The sequence below is a fragment of the Streptomyces sp. NPDC018045 genome (genome assembly GCF_044327445.1).
GTDB lineage: Bacteria > Actinomycetota > Actinomycetes > Streptomycetales > Streptomycetaceae > Streptomyces.
Genome location: NZ_JBIRFL010000017.1, coordinates 85848 through 106219 on the forward strand (window position 1 = coordinate 85848; position 20372 = coordinate 106219).

Sequence of the window (20372 nt, forward strand, 5' to 3'; positions counted from 1 at the left end):
AGGCGCACGATGCGTGTCGCGCGCCGCCCGCGGCAGCCAGCCGCCTTTGCAGCCTTTGCAGGGTTTGCTCCATCCGAGGTTACGGGGTTCCTGCGGGCTCCGTAACCCTTTTTCGCGCCCCGCCGCCCGTCCGGTTCCCGCGCCCCGCCGCCCGTCCGGTTCCCGCGCGCGCTGCCGCACGTCCGGGGCGGGCACCCGGCCGCGGGGACGGCCGGGTGCGTCGCGCTTGCGGAGAGGCGCCTTACGCCAGGCCGAGGCGCTCGGCCGCGGCGTCCGCGTCGACCGGGACCGTGACCGGCTGCGGGGCGCCCGCGACGGCCCAGTCCGGGTCCTTGAGGCCGTTGCCGGTGACCGTGCAGACGATGCGCTGGCCCGGGTCGACCTTGCCCTCGTCGGCCGCCTTGAGCAGGCCGGCCACCGAGGCGGCCGAGGCGGGCTCCACGAAGACGCCCTCCTGGGAGGCCAGCAGCCGGTAGGCGGCCAGGATCTGACGGTCCGTCACCTCGTCGATGGCGCCGCCGGACTCGTCCCGGGCGCGCTCGGCAAACTCCCAGGAGGCGGGGTTGCCGATACGGATGGCCGTCGCGATCGTGTGCGGATCCTTGACGACTTCGCCACGTACGATCGGCGCACTGCCGGACGCCTGGAAGCCCCACATGCGCGGGGCGCGCGAGGCGATGCCGTCGGCGGCGTACTCCTGGTACCCCTTCCAGTACGCGGTGATGTTGCCCGCGTTGCCGACCGGCAGCACATGGATGTCCGGCGCGTCGCCCAGCATGTCGACGATCTCGAAGGCAGCGGTCTTCTGGCCCTCGATCCGTACCGGGTTGACGGAGTTCACAAGTGCGACGGGGTACCTCTCGGACAGGCCACGGGCCAGCGTCAGACAGTCGTCGAAATTCCCGTCGACCTGGAGGATCTTGGCACCGTGCACCAGCGCCTGGCCCATCTTGCCCAGCGCGATCTTGCCCTGCGGGACGAGGACGGCACAGACCATCCCGGCCCGTACGGCGTACGCGGCGGCCGAGGCGGAGGTGTTGCCGGTCGAGGCGCAGATGACCGCCTTGGCACCCTCCTCCTTGGCCCGGGTGATGGCCATGGTCATCCCGCGGTCCTTGAAGGATCCGGTGGGGTTGGCGCCCTCTACCTTGAGATGCACCTCACAGCCCGTGCGCTCGGAGAGCACCTGGGCGGGCACCAGCGGCGTACCGCCCTCACGGAGCGTGACGACCTCGGTCGACGCGCCGACCGGCAGCCGGTCCCGGTACTCCTCGATGATTCCGCGCCACTGACGGCTCGCGGTGGAAATGGCAGACATGGGTTCCTTTACTCCCCTTCGACCCGCATGATGCTGGCGACGCCCCGGACGGTGTCCAGGTCGCGCAGCGCGCCGACGGTCGACGACAGGGCGGCGTCCGCCGCCCGGTGCGTGACGACGACGAGGGACGCCTCTCCCCCGTTCGCGGTCTCACCGGAGCGGGCGGCACCCCCGTCCTTGCTCTGCTGGCGGACCGTGTCGATGGACACGCCGTGCTCGGCGAAGACCGTGGCGACCTGGGCGAGGACACCGGGCTTGTCGGCCACGTCCAGGCTGATGTGATAGCGGGTGACCACGTCACCCATGGGGCCGACCGGCAGTCGCGTGTACGCGGACTCGCCCGGCCCGGTGGTCTCGGCGAGCTTGTTGCGGCAGACCGCCACGAGGTCGCCGAGGACCGCGGAGGCGGTCGGCGAGCCGCCCGCGCCGGGGCCGTAGAACATGAGCTGGCCGGCGGCCTCGGCCTCGACGAAGACCGCGTTGTACGCCTCGCGCACGGAGGCCAGCGGATGCGTCAGCGGAATCATCGCCGGATGCACGCGGGCCGTCACCGAGGCACCGTCGGCGGCCCGCTCGCAGATCGCGAGCAGCTTGACCGTGCACCCCATGCGCTTGGCGGAGGCGATGTCGGAGGCGGTGACCTCGGTCAGTCCCTCGCGGTGCACGTCGTCGATGGTCACCCGGGTGTGGAAGGCGATACCGGCCAGGATGGCGGCCTTGGCGGCGGCGTCGAAGCCCTCGACGTCGGCGGTCGGGTCGGCCTCCGCGTATCCGAGCGCCGTGGCCTCGTCCAGCGCCTCGGAGTACCCGGCGCCGGTGCTGTCCATCTTGTCCAGGATGAAGTTCGTCGTTCCGTTGACGATGCCCAGCACCCGGTTGACCTTGTCGCCGGCCAGCGACTCACGCAGCGGCCGGACCAGCGGGATCGCGCCGGCCACGGCGGCCTCGTAGTACAGGTCGGCACCGTTGGCCTCGGCGGCGGCGTGCAGCGCGGCACCGTCCGCGGCGACGAGCGCCTTGTTGGCCGAAACGACGCTGGCGCCGTGCTCGAACGCGGTGGTGATGAGGCTCCGCGCGGGCTCGATGCCGCCGATCACCTCGACGACCACGTCGATGTCACCGCGTTTGACCAGCTCTTTCGCATCGGTGGTGACCAGCTCGGCCGGTACCCCCGCGCGCACCCGGTCCGGCCGCCGCACCGCGATCCCGGCCAGCTCGACGGGCGCGCCGATGCGTGCCGCGAGGTCGTCGGCGTGCGTCGTCATGATGCGCGCCACCTCTGAGCCGACCACTCCACAGCCCAGCAGCGCCACCTTCAGCGGACGCGTACGCATCATTCGACCTCTTTCGCTTTCCCTGCTCGGTCTGCACCAGTCTCACGCACCGGCCCGGGAATTCCGGCCCCGGTCCGGATGCCGAGACATCTGTTCCACCATTGTCGGTCACCCGACGGGCGCACCTGCCACCGGCCGCCCGGACCGGTGCTCCGCTTGCGGCGGACGGGCGGGGTTCACGGTGCCGGCGGACCTGCCGGTGCTCCGCGGCCGGCGTACGGGCCGGTTCTCCGCGGCCGCCCGACGCCCGATCCGGTGCTCCGCCTGCGACCGCCGGGCCGGTTCCACGCTCCCGGCGTACGGGGCGATGCTCCGCTCCCGGCGTACGGGCCGATCTTGCTGCCGCCCGCTGCCGGACCGGCCCTCCGCTTGCGACGTGCAGAAAGGTTCCATGCTGCCATCCGGCGGCCGGACCGGCCTTCCGCTTGCGGCGCCCGGGCGGGGCGGGGCCGGGCCCGCCCCGCCGCCGCGCCCGTCGTCATCCGACGTCGAGACGCAGCAGGTCCTCCTCCGTCTCCCGCCGGACGATGACCCGCCCCTCGCCCGCACGGACCGCCACCACCGGCGGCCGCAGCGCGTGGTTGTAGTTGTTCGCCATCGACCGGCAGTACGCGCCGGTCGCGGGCACGGCGAGCAGGTCACCGGGGGCCACATCGGCGGGCAGGAACGCGTCCCGTACGACGATGTCGCCGCTCTCGCAGTGCTTGCCGACCACCCGCGAGAGCATCGGCGGGGCGTCCGAGGCGCGCGAGACCAGCGCCACGCTGTACTCGGCGTCGTACAGCGCCGTACGGATGTTGTCCGACATGCCGCCGTCGACGGAGACGTACGTCCGCAGCCCGTCCAGCTCCTTGACGGTGCCGACCTCGTACAGGGTGAAGGCGGTCGGCCCGACGATGGCGCGGCCCGGCTCGACGGAGAGCCGCGGCACGGCGAGCCCGGCCGCCGCGCACTCCCGCGTCACGATGTCCCCGAGCGCCGCGGCGATCTCGTGGGGCTCCCGCGGGTCGTCGTCCGAGGTGTACGCGATACCGAGCCCGCCCCCCAGATCGATCTCCGGCAGCTCGACACCGTGCTCGTCCCGTACCTCCGTCAGCAACTGCACCACGCGCCGCGCCGACACCTCGAATCCGGCCATGTCGAAGATCTGCGAGCCGATGTGCGAGTGGATTCCGGTCAGCTCCAGGCCGTCCAGCTTCAGCACCCGCCGTACGGCCTCGGCGGCCTGCCCCCCGGCCAGCGAGAACCCGAACTTCTGGTCCTCGTGCGCGGTGGCGATGAACTCGTGCGTATGGGCCTCCACGCCCACCGTCACCCGGATCTGCACCCGCTGCCGCTTGCCCAGCCGGTCCGCGATGTGCGCCACCCGCACGATCTCCTGGAAGGAGTCGAGCACGATCCGCCCGACCCCGGCCTCCACGGCCCGGGTGATCTCGTCGGCGCTCTTGTTGTTCCCGTGCAGCGCGATCCGCTCGGCCGGCATCCCCGCCGCGAGCGCGGTGGCCAGCTCGCCCCCGCTGCACACGTCGAGGTTCATGCCTTCCTCCGCCAGCCACCGCACCACGGCACGCGAAAGGAAAGCCTTCCCGGCGTAGAAAACATCCGCGCCCTCCCCGAACGCGTCCTTCCAGGCCCGGCACCGGCCCCGGAAGTCGTCCTCGTCCAGGAAGTACGCGGGCGTCCCGAACTCCTCGGCGAGCGCGGCGACATCGACCCCGCCGACGGTGACCACCCCGTCCTCGTTCCGGCGGACCGTACGGGACCACACCCGCGGGTCGAGACTGTTCAGGTCGGCGGGCGGAGCGGTGTAGTGCCCCTCGGGCAGCACGTCACCGTGACGGGGGCCTGCGGGGTGTGCGGAACGGCTCATGGCGTGGAGGTTCCCCTCAAGTACGGGTACGACGTCGCCGCGCGTACGGCGCCGCCGGATGGATCACAGACGTTCGGGCGAGCGCGGACGGTCGCGCTCACAGACGTTCGGGCGTGGAGATGCCGAGCAGGTGCAGGCCGTTGGCGAGCACCGTTCCGGCGGCTTCGGCGAGTGCCAGCCGGGCACGGTGCACGGCCGAGGGTTTCTCCTCACCGACCGGCAGCGGCGGACACCCGTCATGACAGCGCAGCCAGGCATCGGCGGTCACTTCCAGATGCCGCGCGACCCGGTCGGGCGCCCGATGCCGCGCGGCGGCCTCGACCACCCCGGGGTACTCGGCGACCGCAGCCCAGACCTCCCGCGCCGCACGCCCGTCCCCCGTGTCCCCCGGTTCGGCCGTGAATCCCAGCTCCCGGGCGTTCCGCGTCATCGCACACGTTCGCGCATACGCGTACTGCACCCGGAACCGCCCGTTGCTCTCCCGCTGCACAGGCCGCTCGGGAAGCCGTACGGCATCCTGCTGAGCGGCCCTGAGCAGCACCCAGCGAGCTTCGTCGGCGCCCAGGCGGGCGGTCAGGACGCGCCACTCGTGCGCGGCGACGTCACCGGGGTGCTCACCTCTCGGGCTCGGCCCCGCCGGCTGCGGTGCGCCCTGCCCGAAACGCATCTCCACCCCGCGAGGACGAATCGCCTCGCCCCGGGCCGCCCCTTCATCCCCCGTTCCAGCCGCTCCGCCCATCCCCCCCGCGGGCAGAATCCGCTCCAACGCCTCCACCACGACCGCGGCCCGCACCCCGGCCGCAGCCCGGAGCGCCACCGAGGCGCCCCCGCGCCCCTGCCCCGCCGTCCCCGGCTCCCCGGCGCACCCGTACTCCCGCCCCTGCGCCAGCACATCCCGTACGAGCTCGGCGCGGGCGGTACCCGTCAACGTCACATTCAAGAAACCGGCCCCGGCGATCTCGACAGCGGCGATCCCGGGCAACCCCGCCAGCCGTCGGCGCAGCGGCTCCGCCACCTCACGCGGCGGTCGCCCGGCCTCCTTGGCGACCTGCAACGCGACGGTGCACGCGAGGTCGGCCTCGCCCCCTCCGCCCCCGCCTTCGCCCGGCGTCGGCGCACGGACCACGACCCGCTCCGGAACGGTCACGGAGAGTTCCCCGTCCGCGACGGCGCCACGCACGGAACGCAGGACGGCGCGGGAGAGCTCAGCGGGGGTCACACCCCCAGCGTATGGGAGGCGGAGCACCCCACCGCCACCAGGTTTCACCCACTGGACACCGGCAGCCCCTCACCCTCCGCGACCAGGCGACCCCGCACCCCGTAGGGCGTCCGAGACCAGCCCACTCCTCACCAGGCAGGGCGGACGGCGGGCTCCGAATCCCCCTCCGCGTCGACACCCGCGTCGACACCCGCGTCGGCGTCGGCATCGGCGTCCGTATCGGCCGCCCCTTCGCCGCCCGGATCCCCGCCGCGGCTCATCAGCCGCCGCACCGTACGCACGAGATCCATGGGCTCGAACGGCTTCGCCAGGAACGCGTCCACCCCCACCGCCTGCCCGCTCTCCACCTCCGCCGGCGTACAGGCGGAGACGACGGCGAGCGGAATCCCCCGCGTCCGCGGATCGGCCCGCAGCCGAGCCGCGGTCTGCAGCCCGTCGAGCCGGGGCATCACCACGTCGAGCGTCACCACATCTGGAGCGACCCGGTGCACGATGTCCAGACACTCGGCACCATCAGCCGCGGTCACGACCTCGAAGCCCTCAAGCTCAAGGTTGACCCTGATCAACTGCCGGATGACCTTGTTGTCGTCGACCACAAGGACCCGGCCGGACAAGCCAGGCACACCTTGAGACTAGGCGCGCGTCTCCGGCTGCGTCCGGGTTTTCCCCACTTCCGCCCCGTGCGAGGGACCTTTCCCCGACCACCCACACCCCCACTCCCCCATGCGATACGCCGCCCTCCCCCAACCCGTTCATGAACACCCCATCAGAGCTGGTAGTGTTCTACCCGTCGCCGCGAGAGCAGCCGACACGCCCCCGTAGCTCAGGGGATAGAGCAACGGCCTCCGGAGCCGTGTGCGCAGGTTCGAATCCTGCCGGGGGCACTTCGGTGTCAGGCCCTGACCAGCAGAAATGCGGGTCAGGGCCTTTTGCGTGCATGCCAAAAGACACACGGTTCTTTGACCGTTGCACTTTCGCAGCCCCGGAGAGGGCAGCGGCTGCCCCAGTCCCCTTCATCGCTGGTCAGGGGTCTGTGGGGCTGTCGTCGTTGCTCGACAAAGGTCGCTGGCCGCTAAGGAAGGCTTGCCGCGTCTGCTCGGCCCGACCTGGTGTGATGCCGTGCCAAGCGGCAAATTGAGAACGGATTCGCGGGACGTTCCCCTGGCGGAAAGCGTGACTATCTCTCGTCCTGGACGGGTGAGTCGTACGCGGTCAGCAGGTGCTCGATCCGGTTGTTGGTGATGGACTGCCGGTCGTAGAGACACTTGGCATAGCGAGTGAGGAGAACCTCGACGCTGTTGCCCGCGCGCTGGGCGACTTCCGCGGGGTCAGCACCGGAGCACAGCCAAGTGGACAGTGCCGAATGGCGTAGGTCGTACGGGCGGGCGGCGAGCGGGGTAGGAATCCACTGCGGCGGCAGGGCGAGAGTGCGGGCTTCTTCCCAGACGCGGTAGTAGGTGGTGGAGCCGACGATGCCGCCGCGTTCGTTGAAGAACAGTCGGCCGTCCTCGGCGACGCCGAAGGTGCCGATGCCCTCACGCCAGATCGCCACCAGGTGCGGCGGCAGCGGCACTACCCGGGTGTCGCCGGGCGGACGGTTCTTCAGCCCGCGGTCGTCGTGCCGACGACCGCTGTCGGTCCACCTCTTGCCCACCTGCGGCAGCGCGCGGTTGACGACCAAGCGTCCCCAGCCGGTGGTGGGCAACGTGCAGTCGGTTACCGCTACGGCTGCCGCCTCCTCCGGACGCAGTCCGGCGTAATACATGCCGGCGAAGAAGCCGACCAGACGTCGGCCCTTGGCGCGGTGATAGCTACCGACATAGGAGACCGCGCTAAGGAGGTTGCGGGCCTGTAGTGGGTTGATGACCACGCGCGGGTCCACTGCTTTGACCTGCCGAGGGATGCTCCAGCGGATCTGCTTGAGCGGGTGACTGGTCAGCTCGCCACGCTCGATGGCGTAGTGCAGCACGCTGGAGAAAACCTTGCGCTTGCGTCGCCAGGTCTCCACCGCGGCGGCGGTGCCGTCGCGCTTGCGGCGCAACGAATCCAACACGGCACGGACCAAGGTGGGGTCATGAAGGTCTACCAGTGGACGCGATGCGCGTGCCACCCAGTCGAGCACCTGGCGGGCGGTGGCCGGGATCTCTTCTGCCTGCGGTCCTCGCTCGGTGAACGCCCAACTCTGCAGGGAGCGGTGCAGCAGAGTCTCGTTCGGTCGCCGCGGCACCGGATACAGCATCGCCCGGGTGATCGCAGCCAGTGCCTCGCTCGTTTCCCGCCGGGTATGCGCGGAGCGGCCGATCCAGCGGGCCTGTGCATAATCCACGGCGAACGCGTACCAGCTGACATCGGATGGCATCCGGGGCCCGAGGACTGCCTCGGGGCCGGAAGCCAACCCTGTCCGCAAGGCCCGTACCAACTCCGAACCGAACTGCTCCGCCAGCTGCCCGGCCGATCCCGCGCTCTCGCCGTGCGTAGTTCTCCGCGCTGGCGCACGACACCGGCCAGCAGCGCCGCCGAGATGTCCAGCGTCTGGATGACGGTGCCCGAAATGGTTCATGCACGCTCCTCATGTAGCAGATGCTGTAGATCGTGATCCTGTCTTCCCGATCCGGCGGGCAGAGTGCGTACGGAACAAGGTGGGCTCCGACGGGTGTAAGTCGACTGCAGTTGATTGACAGGGTGGTCGGGAAGAAGGCTTCAGCTGCGCAATAAGTGGCGCATGAAGGTTTCGTTCGGTCGACGCAAGTAGCAATCCCTGCACGTTCACTGTCTTCCTGGCATGCCGCCTCTTGCGAGGACCGCTCAGAGTGGGGCATTCCGCCGACGGCTGACAGTGACGACCACAGCGCGGGCATCACTGCACCCGAGAACCGACGCAGGCAGGGCCCATCAGCCGAGCATTGCGGCTGTTGAAGTTGGTGCGAGAGCGGGGCGGAAACGGCACGATGATGGGCCGACCATGGAGCCTGCCGCTGGCCGAGCGGTTGTTGATGCTCGCGGTGTACTGAAGCACGAGTCTCACGATGCAGCTGGCGCCGTTGCTCGGGGTTCCGTCCTCCACGGTATGCCGCGTGGTCCGCCTCGGGCCGCTGCTTGCGCTCGATCCCATTACCAGCCCGGCCGATGCCGCCGACAGTCTATGGATCATCGACGGCACTTTGGGCCCGGTCCATGACCGCCGTGTAGACACGTCCAGCCGCAACTATCGTTTTTCCGCGAACGTGCAGGTCATCATTGATGCAGATACCCGTCTGGTGATCGCGACAACCCGCCCGGTACCGGGCACCACCGCGGACGCGCATGCCTGTCGCTCCTCCGGTTCGAGCCGACACTGTCAGGGCGTTACCGTGCTCGGTGAGGGCGCTTACCTCAACTGCGGGATGGTGGTGTCGCACCGTAAACGCCCCGGCGGGCCCTCTTCTCCAGGGCGGAGAAGAGGACAACACCGAGCACCGTAGAGTGCGTGCCCGGGTGGTGGTGGAACGTGTCACCGGCCGGATGAAGAACTACAAGATCCTCCGAGGCTACCGGCAACGCGTGATGGCCTCCACCACGCTGTCCAGGCCGTCGCTCGCATGCATAACCTCGCTCTCGCCGCATGACCGCGTGCGTCAGCAACCCACTTCAGGCTGCCTGATTACGGCCTTCTGCAACGCGCTTTAGCGAGTTGGTGCGTGATAGCGGGCGGGCAAGCTCTGGTCGTGAGGAGCATGGTCGATCGGGCGGTCCTGGCGCATCCGTTGTTCACGGGCGTCTCGGCGGGGCATCCGGCGGGTTTGGTTGAGGCGCTGGCCCGGCCGTGGACGGCGTCACATGAGGGCGACGGTTTTAGGCACGGGGTGGGTTGAGGAAGCGTGCACCGGGTGTGGGCGCCCGGTGCCGGCTGGTGCTCGTGGACTGGCTGGTGGCCACGCTGATCCGTCTGCGACACGATCTGCCACACGTCGTCTTGGGGATCCTGTTCCGTATTGATCGCTCGGCGGTCAGCTGGGCTGTCGGTGAGGGGCGCTGGCTGCTGGCCAGACGGCGCTTTGCCGTTCCCGGCCCGTCCGAACCTGCGGCTTCGGACGCTGGAGGACGTGTTCGCCTACGCCCAGGCCGAACTCAGGCTGTACGGCACCGAGGTCCGTCGGCCCGCTGCCGGCCGCGGGAGCAGGGGGGCGTTCGTGTCAGGCAAGAAGAAGCAGAACACGATGAAAGCTACCGTCATCGCCGACGGCAAAGGGCGCCACCTGTGCGCCGACAAGCTGCGGCCGGGACGGATGCACAACGCCACCGCCGCTCGCGCGGCGGGTGCCAGCAGCTGCTTCGACCAAGTCGAGGTCCTCCTCGACAACGGCTATCTGGACCTGCGCTGCGCGCCCCCGGTCGGGCCACCCCACCGCGGAGAAAACCCCGCCCCGAAGTCCTTCCGGGGCGCTTCAAACAGTGGAAACCTGACCGTCACGGCCACTCGTCCGACCGCATTACCGTCGAACACGCCCCGGCTGACCACGAACGCTGGAAGCAACCTCATCCGCTGGATCCACCGCCGCGACCAGCTAGAGAACGTCTGAGAAACCCCGTTCAGGGCAGCGACCTTCCGACGCGGTGCAGCAGGAGCATCACGGTCGCCAGATAGACCGCGTTCTCCTGGCTGGCGGCCAGGTACTCGGAGTCCTTCGAAAGCCGCCGGTAGCGGCCCAGCCAGGCGAAACTCCGCTCGATCACCCAACGGCGGGGAACCACCGCGAACATCGGCACCACCCGTGGTGGAGCGTCGGCCCTGGCCCAGGTACTGCGGAAGCCGCCGTCCTTGCGCTGGACGATCTGGATGGTGATCCCGGTCTCCTCACGGACCCAGTCCAGGCAGCCCTGGCCGCGGTAGCCCTGGTCGGCCGACAGGTGCCGCAGCCGTGGATACTTGCCCGCGCAGCGGGCCAGCAGCACGGCGGCGCCGTCCCAGTCGCTGACGTGGGCCGGCTGACGCAGACTGCGAGCACCAGGCCAGGATGTCGACCAGGAGGTGGCGTTTGATGCCCGGCACCTTCTTGCCGCCGGCGTGCCCGTGCCAGCCACCGCGCTCGGTGGCCCTGACACTCTGACTGTCCAACACCCCCGCTCGGCGTCGGCTCCCGCCCCTGACCGGTACGTCTCCGAGTTCTGAGGGTCGCGAGGACCTCTTCCCAACGGTCCTCGATTCACCACTGCCGCCGGTAGTGGTAGACGCTCTGGTAGGGCGGGAAGTCGTGCGGCAGCAGCCGCCGGGCGCAGCCGACCCGCACCCAGTAGGCGAGGGCGTTGACGATCTCGCGACGAGGGTGCTTCGGCGGCCGCCCGCCCGGCTTCGGCGGTGCCACCAGCGGCTCAAGCACCGTCCATTCCGCGTTAGACAGCTCCGTTAGGTACGCGCGACGCTGCCCGGCCATCGTGGCCTCCACCAGCGCAGGGACTACCACCGCACCTGCCCTGAACGGGGCTTCTCAGACGCCCTCCCTAATAGGCGTCCCGCCGTGAATGTCCGCGCCGCAGCACCGTTCTCCATGGAGTGACATCCTTGTAGCTCTATGCCGAAAGGCGAACTCCGCCAGCGACCAGCCGTGGGTTACTCTGACCCGGATTCAGGCTTCCTCAGGGAAGAGCTGAGCCCACCGCTCCATCTCGCTGTCCCGTACCTCAATCTCCATCATTCGCCGATACATTCTCTCAGGAAAGGTCGAGAGGATCGAGTGAGTGTCGCGGGACGACCACGCAAATACATCACGCAGGAAGCTCGACACACTCTCATTTACCTTAACGATACAATCGTACTTCCGCTCAAGATCGCTGGCCAAATCGGCGGCTGACATGAGCGACACATGTGAAGCCGCGTCGACCATGAGCGCGACTCGACGGAAGCCTGCATCCGCCGCCCTGCTGACGAACTGCTCAAGCTCCTCTCCCGAGACGCTTTTCCCGCGCACTTCCACCGTCAGCAATGGATTGCTGCCCAAAATTATCTGGACGTCACCAGGAAGATCACGGGAAGGGTCGTTAATCCTTCGCGAGGTGACTTTGCTGTAGACCATATCAAGGCCAGCCGCAACACAGGCTTGTAGCTTTCGCGGAACGTCGTAACCACTTACGACGAAACTCTGCGTCTCTGCAATCATACTTGCTTCGACGGTGGCGCCACCGACGGCAACATGACGTTTTTTATTCGCCACAGCGATGCACACTGCCAGGACAGCAACGAGCGCCTGGAACGACTCTTCGGTGGAGAAGCACTCTTCCTCAACCCAAGCAAGCGCATTACTTACTCGGTTCAGGTAGGGACGTGCCCTCTTTGTAACCCTGGCAATCTCACTGTAATGATCGTAACGAAAAAATGGCTGATTATTGATGGGCTCACGCCCCGTCGCGCCCAGATCAAAGCCAAGCTTCACAGACATCGGAACCACTACGCCATGACAAAGAGTGCGCAGAGAGAAGGCATTGTCGCCATACTTCTCTTTGATGGAGCGAGGGTCAACTCTGTCATTACACGCACGGGCAAGCAACGCTGTCACAAGCGCAGCTGTGTAAGTCTTTGGAGCATCTACCTCGCGTAGCGAACTAGCCAGGGCTGTCCAGTCTTCGACGAAGTCATCACCCGAAGCGGCTGCCTCATATGCCTTCCGCAGAACCTGCTCAGCTACGCTCTTTTCAATTTTTAGTCCCACTGCCCCCCCATATGGATCTAGATTAGCTCAAGCTGTTCGTGGTCAACTTGACCAGGAATATGGCTATCCCGAGAATCGAGGTACCCAAGTTGTTCCATCAAAGCCCGGACGACAACCTTCCCAAGCTCAACCGGAACGGCGTTACCGATTTGCCGCTGCACCTCGCGCTTACCTCCGGTGAACACGAACCCATTAGGGAAAGTCATAATCCGCTTCATTTCGGCAACGCGGAACCGACGGGCCCGCTCTTCCCCGCTGGCATTCTTCACATTCTCCCAGTGGAATGGTCCGACCCAGGGGCCCGGTTGAGCCTGCAGCGTTGTCGAAGGGCGATCAGGATGCGCTTTCAGCAGAAACGTCCAGTAACGGCTACGCCATTTAAACTGGTTGCGACCACCATATCGATCAGTGTGCCACAGGTAGTTTTGCCCGGGAGGCACTTCCGCAGCGAGTTCGGCGTAAGTTCCCTCGACAATCTCTCCGACGTCGGGAGCGTCAGGGAGTCCGGCAAGCGCCTCGCGAAGGCTCACGAATGGAATTTTGGTGTGATCAATCACCCGATCCCGCTCCGACTCGCCAGAGTGTGTGGCCTCGGGGAAGCGGAAAGGCTTACCATCACGACGCCCCACGACGAATACTCGCCTGCGAAGCTGCGGAACTCCATACTCAGCCGCAAGGAGCACACTGAAAGTCGGATTATAGCCTGCTTCCTTAAGGCTCGCAATGAGCCGATCGAACTGAGCCTGATGAGTTTTGTACGTCAGGCCCTGCACATTTTCCAGAATGAAGGCTTCAGGCTTGCTCTCGCGGACCACACGGACGTACTCGTCGAGGAGAGAAGCATTAGGGTCGGCGCTGTTACGCTTCTCCTCAATCCAGAATCCGGACTTGCTAAACGGCGTACAGGGAGGACCACCGATGACCAGGGTCGGATCGCCGGGCTTCAGCCCTCCGGCTTCCAGCAACTCTGCGGTCGGGATTGTTTGGATATCCCCGCACAGCGTCTTGGTGTTCGGGAAGTTGGCCGACAACGTGTCCAAAGCCGTCTGCTCATAGTCGGTGGCAACCGCAACGCGCAGCGGAGACCCGGAGCCGTCCTGGACCAACGGTGGCTCAGCACAGCTCTCGACGGCGCAGTCGAGGCCACCGGCCCCGGAGAACAAACTGATCACAGGAAGCTCACGGTTCACCGCGCCACCCTAACGTATCGCGACCTCCTGGGGCCGCGGCCGCTACCGTGATACCTGTTACCTCGCCACTGTCCCACCGGTTGCCATGCGGAGATGGCTGCTAGGTGTATTGACCCGTAGCGTTGTTTACGCGGTTGATGGGTGGCTGGCCTTTGAGTGCGGTGTGGCATCGGTGGTGGTTGTAGGTGTGGAGGAAGTCTGCCAGGACCGTGGTGCGCTCGTCGTTGCTGGCGTAGGGCCGTAGGTAGGCCCATTCGTCCAGGAGGGTGCGGTTGAAGCGTTCGACCTTGCCGTTGGTCTGCGGCCGGTAGGCGCGGGGGCGTTTGCCGGTCGCGCCGAGTTCGGCCAGGGCTTGCTGCCAGGCGGTGGCTTTGCGGTAGGACCAGGCGTTGTCGGTCAGGACCCGCTCGATGTGGCGGATGCCGTGGTGGGCGAAGTGGGCGGCTGCCCGGCGCAGGAAGCGGGCGCAGGTGGCGCCCTTCTCGTCGGGGTGGACTTCGCTGTAGGCCAGGCGGCTGTGGTCATCGACGGCGGAGTGGATGAAGTCGAAGCCGACGCCGTTCTTGGTCAGCCGGCTGTCGGCTCGGCCGTGGACGCGCCAGCCCGCCGGCGGGGATGCGGCCGAGCTTCTTGACGTCAACGTGGATCAGTTCGCCGGGGCGCTCGCGTTCATAACGGCGGATGACGGTACCGGTGGGCCGGTCGATCCAGGCCAGGCGGTTGAGCCGGTGGCGGGTCAGGATTCGGTGCACGGTCGAGGCGGGCAGGCCCGGGATCGGGCCGATGCGGGCGGGCCCCAGCTTGCGGTCGGTCCGCAGCCGGCAGACCTGGTCCTCGATGCGGGGCGGGGTGCGGTGCGGTGTCGTGTGCGGGCGGCTGGGACGGTCGTGCAGACCTGCTTCGCCCTCGAACCGCCAGCGGCGGGCCCACTTGTGGGCCGTGGCCCGTGAGATGCCCATCTCGGCTGCTACATGCGCGGTGGGACGCCGGAGTGGACACGTTCGACCAGCAGCCGCCTGCCGTGGACGGTCAGCCGGGCATTACGGTGGGACACGAAGACCTCCGTGTGGTGAAGCGTAGACACCTCCACCACACCGGAGGTCTTCGCCATGATCAAGCCCCGCCAGTGTCAACAACGCTCGTGATCAATACAGCTAGGGCCTGGCCGATGGATGGCTGACAAGCCGAGCCATCGATCGTTCAGAGCACTGTGGGGGCGGGGAAATCTAACCGGGGCCGAACCGGATGGAGCCGCGCTTGCCAGTGAACACCGGTCGCGGCGAGCGCTGGAAAGGGCACCGGCAGGTCATCAACGGGATCTTGTTCCGCAGGCGGAGCGATGTCCCGTGGCAGGGCCGCCCAGACATGTTCGGGAACCGGCAGACCTGCTATGAACGGCGCCGTCGCCGGCCCGTGGGTGGCACCTGAGAGAAGATCCTTCGGGCCGTTCAGGCTGATGCCGATGTGACGACCAGCAGCCCCGCCGATTCAGACCGGCTCGTGTTCTCCATGCTCACATGGTGGGCGCCGGGCTGCTGGACCCAGTTCTCGCCTTGGCGGTACGTACGCGTCGGCTCGCCCTCAAGCTCGCTGCGCACAGTGCCGTTAAGCACGTACGCGTAGACGAAACCTGATGCCGGAACGGCACCTGCGGCGGATGGGAATTCACGAACCTTGAGGCGAGCGGCTTGTCCTTGACATTCGGAAGTGGTGTTCGAACAGGGACGGCGGCGTCTTGGTGGGACGAGTCGACGCTACCCCGCCGTGAACGAGGCCACGGTCTCCAACCCGACGAGGTCGTTGCCAATGCTGCGGTGTTCGCCGCCTACGGCGCGGACGTCGGAGGAAAGAGTCACCGACGATGCAGATTGCCCTGGGCCCGCTCTGCAGGGACTCGTCGGCGGCCGGCGCCACGAGCCGATCGCGAACCCGGCCCTTGAAGGCACTCCTGCGTGTGATCAGCCAGGCCATGTAGTATAGGCCCTCTTTGATCGCACCGGCGCCTGTGCCCCGCTTATAGTCAACGAACACGGGTGTTTTCTCATCGATCCCGAGCGAGTCGATTCGTCCTCCGCGAACGCAATCGATGAGGTACTCGCTCGCGAGGAACGTGCCAGCCAGCAGCGTCTCCATGGGCACCTCAATAAGGCCCTGAACATCCACTTCGACCTCGGCAAGACGCTGCGTGGCCTCGGTTACGCCACCTTTCGCACTGTAGAGCGAAACCGCCTCTTCCGCGTGCCCAGCGTGGCCAGAACTCCGCAGTGGAAGTAGTCGGATTTATTTCCGAACGATCCAAAGCTTGAGTCCAGGGCCACGCGGGACCCGCGGGAGCATACAATCTAGTCAATGATACCAAAAAGGGCATTTCCAGACCGCGGGACATGCACGGGACCGTTCGGCTAACGTGCCGTCAGGTAACGCGCTGACCGGCTAAAACGCTTGGGAACGTTCCGGCCTCCGGAGCCGTGTGCGCAGGTTCGAATCCTGCCGGGGGCACCTTGTAGTAGGTGCCTGAAGACCCCGTCACCAGCGGAAACGCTGAGGGCGGGGTCTTTTGCGTGTGGGGGCGTGCGGGCCGGTACCCCCCCGAAGGCTGGTGCGGCTGTGTCTCGCGAGGCCCGCATGTTGACTCTGGGGTGAAAGAGGGGGCGGGATGCGGGTGGGTGGGGTGTTGTGGCGGTCGGGGTGGGCTGGTTTCCGGGGAGTGCGGTGTGCGTGGCCGTGCGGTGGGTGGCCTGCCGGGTTCTGGTGGTTGCCACTTTGGAGGACTTGTGGATTCCGGACCGGTTATTTCGCTGATCGCGCCCCGTTTCAATGAGGCGGGGAATGTCGAGGCGTTGCTGGACGCGGTGAGCGGGGCGATTCCCCTGGCGATGGGGATCGAGGTGTTGTTCGTGGATGATCCGACGGATGGCACGGCGGAGATCGTCGAGAAAGTCGCTCCTCGGTATGCGAAGACGGTTTCGGTTCATCATCGCGCGGAGCCGGTGGGGGGCCTCGGCGGCGCGGTGGTCGAGGGGATCGCGCAGACCGGCGCCCTTTGGGTGATGGTGATGGACGCCGATCTGGAGCATCCGGCCGCGTTGATACCGGAGTTGATGGCGGCGGGTGAGCGGGCGGCAGCCGAGATGGTGGTGGCCAGCCGGTATGCCGCGGGCGGGAGTCGTCGCGGGCTGGCCGGTGGGTACCGGGTGGTGGTTTCCGGGGGTTCGACCACGTTGGCCAAGGGGCTGTTTCCTCGGTTGCCGCGGAGGGTCTCGGACCCCATGAGCGGGTTCTTCGGCTGAGCGGAGGAAGGTGGTCGAGCGGGCGTACGAGGGTGGCGGCGCGCTCCGACCGGTGGGGTACGAGATTTTGCTGGAGTTGATGGTGCGGTGCCGGCCGCGGAAGGTGGTGGAGGTTCCGTACGAATTCGGGGAGAGGTTCGCCGGGGAGTCGAAATCGACGCTGCGGGAAGGGTTCCGGTTCTTGCGGCACCTGGCTGATCTGCGGGCCAGTGACACGCGGGCCCGGATGGTGGTGTTCGGGCTGTCGGGGTTCGCACCGAATTTGGTCGCATTGAAGGCGTTGACCGGCGCGACTGACGTGCATTACACGTGGGCCGAAATCTTGGCCAATCAGTTGGGGGTCGTCCGGAATTCGTATGGGTGGACGGATTTCTTTATCACCGGGCGCGGTCCGGGCGGGTCGGGACACGGCTGGTGGGGTTCGCGGTCGTGAGCAACGCGGATCTGCCGGCGCGTATCCCGTTGACGGTGTTCTTCGTGGAGAAGGCGGGGGTGCCGCCGGTCGCCGCGACGGCGGCCCGGCTGGTGGCTGTCTTCGCGGCTCGGTTCCCGGTGGTGGACAGGCTGATCCACCGGGGTGGGGGACGTCGCGGGAAAGGGCTCGGGGTGAGGGCAGGGGCGGAGGAGGCGGGGATTGTCGCGAGGGGCGCGAAGTGAGCGTGATCGTGCTGTTCAGCTGACGAGGCAAACGTATGGATGCGCCGGTGGCGGCGCAGAACACTCCGTGCGGTGACCGCGTGAGCATCCGCGGGTCTCCGTCGGCGGGCGTTCGGTTCCGGGCCCGGCGGCGTCGTGCGCCGGCCACTGGCCGAGGGATCGAGGCGGAGTGAGTTGCTGACGGCTCCCGTTGCCGTGGGGACGGCATCGCGCTGGTCGTCGGCGCCCCGAACCTGGTGTACCTGCGTCTTCCTGCCCGCCGTGGGCGAGGAAGCCATGCCCGCCCTGGCGTTCCCCGTGCAGGCCTCGCTGAAGACGGCGTTCTGGCCGAGCTGGGAGCCCGACGAGCGGGCGCTCGGCGCGCCGGTCGGCCACACCCGCGCGGCCGCGCTCAAGGCCCTCACCGAGGGCTGCTCCACCGGTGAACTCGTCGGTCAGCTGGGCATCTCGCTGGCCGGCGCCAGCAAGCACGCGGCGGTGCTGCGCCGGTCCGGTCTGGTCACCACCTCCCGCAACCGCAACACCGCGCTGCACGCTCTGACCCGCTCGGCGCGGCCCTGCTGCGCAGCCGCGAGCCGGGCCCGACACCCTGCGCGGGCCGAGCGCCGTACGGCAGTGTCCGCCCAGACCAGGACGAGCGGCCCACGGCGTCGGCGCGCGGGCAGTTCTGTGGCGGGTATCCGGCGAGCCGGGCCGGGTGGCCGCGGTGCCGAAGGCCCCGTACCGGGGCGAATGGACAGTGGGGGCGCGGCTTCCGGGCGGAAGCAACGGTCCCGTACGGCAGAATGTCTGCTCGTGACCATTCGCTTGCTGATCGCCGACGACCAGGAGATGGTCCGCCGCGGAATGCGGCTCATCGTGGAGAGCCAGCCGGACATGGAGGTGGTCGGCGAGGCGGCGAACGGGGTGGACGCCGTGGAGCTGGCGCAGACCCTGAAGCCGGATGTGGCGCTGGTGGACATCCGGATGCCGCGGATGGACGGCCTGGAGGTGACCCGCCTGCTCGCCGACTCCGCGTCGGCGCACCCCACGAAGGTGGTCGTGGTGACCACCTTCGACCTGGACGAGTACGTCTATCCGGCGCTGCGGTACGGCGCTTCGGGCTTCCTCCTCAAGCGGTCGGGCCCGACGCTGCTGGTCGAAGCGGTACGGGCGGCGGTGTCCGGGGACAGCCTGATCAGCCCGGAGATCACCGTGCGACTGCTCCAGCACGTCAGGGGAGCCGACACCCGCCGCAAGAAGGGGAATTCACCGCTCACCGAGCGGGAGATCGAGGTGGCCGCGCTGGTCGCCGAGGGGAAGACCAATGCCGACATCGCCGACGAGCTGTTCATCTCGGCCGGCACGGTCAAGACGCATGTGGCCAGCATTCAGCGGAAGTTCGACGTGCGCAATCGCGTCGGAGTGGCCGTACGCGCCTGGGAGCTGGGCTACGCGGACGGCCGCGGCACGCGCTGAACCGCACCGGAAATCTGCCGTACGGCGGATGCCGGAAACCGGCAAGTGTGCTGCCCATGCCGCCCGGTGGCCGGCTGCGTAGCCTCGGGCGCGTGGACGACAACGTGAAGCCCGCGGGACGCAAGCGCCGCACCTGGTGCGCGGTGCTCGTGGCGATGATCCTGTTCCCCGCCCTGGGCACCTCGCCCGGCGCTCTTCCTTTGGCGCTCTGCGCGGCCGCCGCGGTGGCGGCCGCGATGCTGAACTGGCCCCTGCGGCGGGTCTCGCTCGCCCACGTCGCGGGCTGCACGGGCGGCCTGTCCCTCGTGCTGGACTTCGCCTATTTCGGCGATCCGAAGCCGATCGCCTTCTGGCTCCCCTTCGAGGGCGTCGCCCTGCTGGTCCTCCTCTACCGGGTGACGCGGAGGGAGCCCGCCCCCCGGGTCGTCCGGACCGGCGGCCTGGTGGGCGCCGCGACGATCTGTCTGCTGTTGCGGATCACGCTGCACATACCGGAGCAGGGGTGGCGCGAGTCGGTCTTCGTGATGTTCCTGGCGTTCTTCCCCGCCGCCTGTGTGACGGGCGTCGGCCTCTACCTCAGGTCGCTGGACGGCCGGCGGGCCCGCGCGGTCACCCAGGCGCTGCGCGACCAGCGCCTGGAAGTCGCCCGTGACCTGCACGACTTCGTCGCCCACGAGGTGACCGGCATCGTTTTGGAGGCGCAGGCGGCCCAGCTGGACCAGGGCGCGCCGCAGCAGACGCGGGAGCTGTTCGAGCGCGTCGAGAAGGCCGGTCTGCGGGCCCTGGACTCCATGGACCAGACGGTGCGGGCGCTGCGACAGGCGGACGGCAGGAAGTGGGAGGAGGCGCCCTCCACCCGGGTGTACGGCCTGGCCGACCTCGCCGAGCTGCTCGGCAGGTTCTCCTCGATGACCAGCGCGCAGACGCACCTGTCGCAGGAGGAGGAGCTGGCCGGCGTCCTGTCGCGGGAGGCCGAGGACACCGCGTACCGCACGGTCCTGGAGTCGCTGACCAACGTCCGGCGGCACGCCCCGCACGCCACCCGGGTCGTGGTGACGGCCCGCCGTACCGCCGACGGCTCGGTCGAGGTGACCGTCGCCGACAACGGCGGCGGGGCGCCCGGGAACACCCGGCAGGGCGGCGGCACGGGCCTGGCCGCGCTGTCCGGGCGGGTCGACGCGCTGGGCGGGGCGCTGCGCGCGGGCCCGCACGACGATGGCTGGCAGGTGGGCTGTGTCCTGCCCGCCCTCAGGGTCCGCTGAGGGCGCTGACCGGTCCGCGGATATCTGCCGTTCGGGAGATGTGCCCGCTGTACACCGCTGGAAAGCTCAGGGGCAGTCAGGACTCGTGGAT

General features: G+C 68.2%; 15 protein-coding genes, 1 tRNA gene and 5 pseudogenes. 9 read left to right on the forward strand and 12 right to left on the reverse strand.

Going from position 1 to position 20372, the window contains the following annotated elements; genetic code table 11:
- Positions 1-241 precede the first annotated feature (241 nt).
- The 5 genes from thrC to ACH4EB_RS28305 all read right to left on the reverse strand — a co-directional run bounded on the left by thrC (position 242) and on the right by ACH4EB_RS28305 (position 6364).
- Complete coding sequence (gene thrC, locus ACH4EB_RS28285; RefSeq protein WP_398350690.1) at positions 242-1318, reverse strand: threonine synthase; 1077 nt, start codon at positions 1316-1318, stop codon at positions 242-244.
- Between the two features lie 8 nt (positions 1319-1326).
- Entirely contained in the window at positions 1327-2655 is a 1329-nt protein-coding gene (locus ACH4EB_RS28290; RefSeq protein WP_398350691.1) for a homoserine dehydrogenase, read from the reverse strand.
- Between the two features lie 475 nt (positions 2656-3130).
- Positions 3131-4522 (reverse strand): diaminopimelate decarboxylase, encoded by a 1392-nt coding sequence (lysA, locus tag ACH4EB_RS28295; RefSeq protein ID WP_398350692.1) that lies wholly within the window; start codon positions 4520-4522, stop codon positions 3131-3133.
- Between the two features lie 97 nt (positions 4523-4619).
- Positions 4620-5741: an ArgS-related anticodon-binding protein NrtL gene (gene nrtL / locus ACH4EB_RS28300; RefSeq protein ID WP_398350693.1), complete on the reverse strand. Its 1122-nt coding sequence runs from the start codon at positions 5739-5741 to the stop codon at positions 4620-4622.
- A 128-nt stretch (positions 5742-5869) separates the two neighbouring features.
- Positions 5870-6364 (reverse strand): response regulator, encoded by a 495-nt coding sequence (locus ACH4EB_RS28305; protein WP_398350694.1) that lies wholly within the window; start codon positions 6362-6364, stop codon positions 5870-5872.
- 189 nt (positions 6365-6553) lie between these two features.
- Between ACH4EB_RS28305 and ACH4EB_RS28310 the strand changes: the two genes are divergently transcribed.
- Positions 6554-6625 (forward strand) — tRNA-Arg (locus tag ACH4EB_RS28310).
- 293 nt (positions 6626-6918) lie between these two features.
- On the opposite strand, the gene ACH4EB_RS28315 is transcribed toward ACH4EB_RS28310, so the two are convergent.
- A complete protein-coding gene (locus tag ACH4EB_RS28315; protein ID WP_398350696.1) occupies positions 6919-8067 on the reverse strand; it encodes a tyrosine-type recombinase/integrase in 1149 nt (382 codons plus the stop codon).
- A 565-nt stretch (positions 8068-8632) separates the two neighbouring features.
- On the opposite strand from ACH4EB_RS28315, the pseudogene ACH4EB_RS28320 reads away from it, so the two are divergent.
- Together ACH4EB_RS28320 and ACH4EB_RS28325 are read left to right on the forward strand one after the other, a co-directional pair.
- Positions 8633-9346 (forward strand): annotated as a pseudogene (locus ACH4EB_RS28320) (transposase family protein).
- Positions 9347-9454: 108 nt separating this feature from the next.
- Positions 9455-10300: pseudogene (locus ACH4EB_RS28325) on the forward strand (transposase family protein).
- A 10-nt stretch (positions 10301-10310) separates the two neighbouring features.
- Here the strand turns inward: ACH4EB_RS28325 and ACH4EB_RS28330 are convergent.
- From ACH4EB_RS28330 to ACH4EB_RS28355, 6 genes and pseudogenes are all read right to left on the reverse strand, one after another.
- On the reverse strand, positions 10311-10715 hold the full coding sequence (locus ACH4EB_RS28330; protein WP_398350752.1) for a transposase: 405 nt from the start codon (positions 10713-10715) through the stop codon (positions 10311-10313).
- 34 nt (positions 10716-10749) lie between these two features.
- Positions 10750-10842 (reverse strand): annotated as a pseudogene (locus tag ACH4EB_RS28335) (IS5/IS1182 family transposase); the annotation flags it as partial.
- A gap of 82 nt (positions 10843-10924) precedes the next feature.
- Positions 10925-11152 carry a transposase gene (locus tag ACH4EB_RS28340; RefSeq protein WP_398350698.1) on the reverse strand — a complete coding sequence of 76 codons (228 nt, stop codon included), beginning with the start codon at positions 11150-11152 and terminating at the stop codon, positions 10925-10927.
- 192 nt (positions 11153-11344) lie between these two features.
- Positions 11345-12424 (reverse strand): restriction endonuclease, SacI family, encoded by a 1080-nt coding sequence (locus tag ACH4EB_RS28345; protein WP_398350699.1) that lies wholly within the window; start codon positions 12422-12424, stop codon positions 11345-11347.
- A gap of 17 nt (positions 12425-12441) precedes the next feature.
- Complete coding sequence (locus ACH4EB_RS28350) at positions 12442-13614, reverse strand: DNA cytosine methyltransferase (RefSeq protein WP_398350701.1); 1173 nt, start codon at positions 13612-13614, stop codon at positions 12442-12444.
- Positions 13615-13714: 100 nt separating this feature from the next.
- Positions 13715-14668, reverse strand: a pseudogene (locus tag ACH4EB_RS28355) (IS481 family transposase).
- 191 nt (positions 14669-14859) lie between these two features.
- On the opposite strand from ACH4EB_RS28355, the pseudogene ACH4EB_RS28360 reads away from it, so the two are divergent.
- The 6 genes and pseudogenes from ACH4EB_RS28360 to ACH4EB_RS28385 all read left to right on the forward strand — a co-directional run.
- Positions 14860-15039: pseudogene (locus ACH4EB_RS28360) on the forward strand (transposase); the annotation flags it as partial.
- A gap of 1349 nt (positions 15040-16388) precedes the next feature.
- On the forward strand, positions 16389-16904 hold the full coding sequence (locus ACH4EB_RS28365; protein ID WP_398350702.1) for a glycosyltransferase: 516 nt from the start codon (positions 16389-16391) through the stop codon (positions 16902-16904).
- Positions 16905-16914: 10 nt separating this feature from the next.
- A complete protein-coding gene (locus ACH4EB_RS28370; RefSeq protein WP_398350704.1) occupies positions 16915-17337 on the forward strand; it encodes a hypothetical protein in 423 nt (140 codons plus the stop codon).
- On the forward strand, positions 17334-17561 hold the full coding sequence (locus tag ACH4EB_RS28375; RefSeq protein WP_398350705.1) for a hypothetical protein: 228 nt from the start codon (positions 17334-17336) through the stop codon (positions 17559-17561). Before ACH4EB_RS28370 ends, ACH4EB_RS28375 begins: the two co-directional genes overlap by 4 nt.
- 795 nt (positions 17562-18356) lie before the next feature.
- On the forward strand, positions 18357-19019 hold the full coding sequence (locus ACH4EB_RS28380; RefSeq protein ID WP_398350753.1) for a response regulator: 663 nt from the start codon (positions 18357-18359) through the stop codon (positions 19017-19019).
- Positions 19020-19111: 92 nt separating this feature from the next.
- A complete protein-coding gene (locus tag ACH4EB_RS28385; protein ID WP_398350707.1) occupies positions 19112-20281 on the forward strand; it encodes a sensor histidine kinase in 1170 nt (389 codons plus the stop codon).
- Positions 20282-20372: the final 91 nt, after the last annotated feature.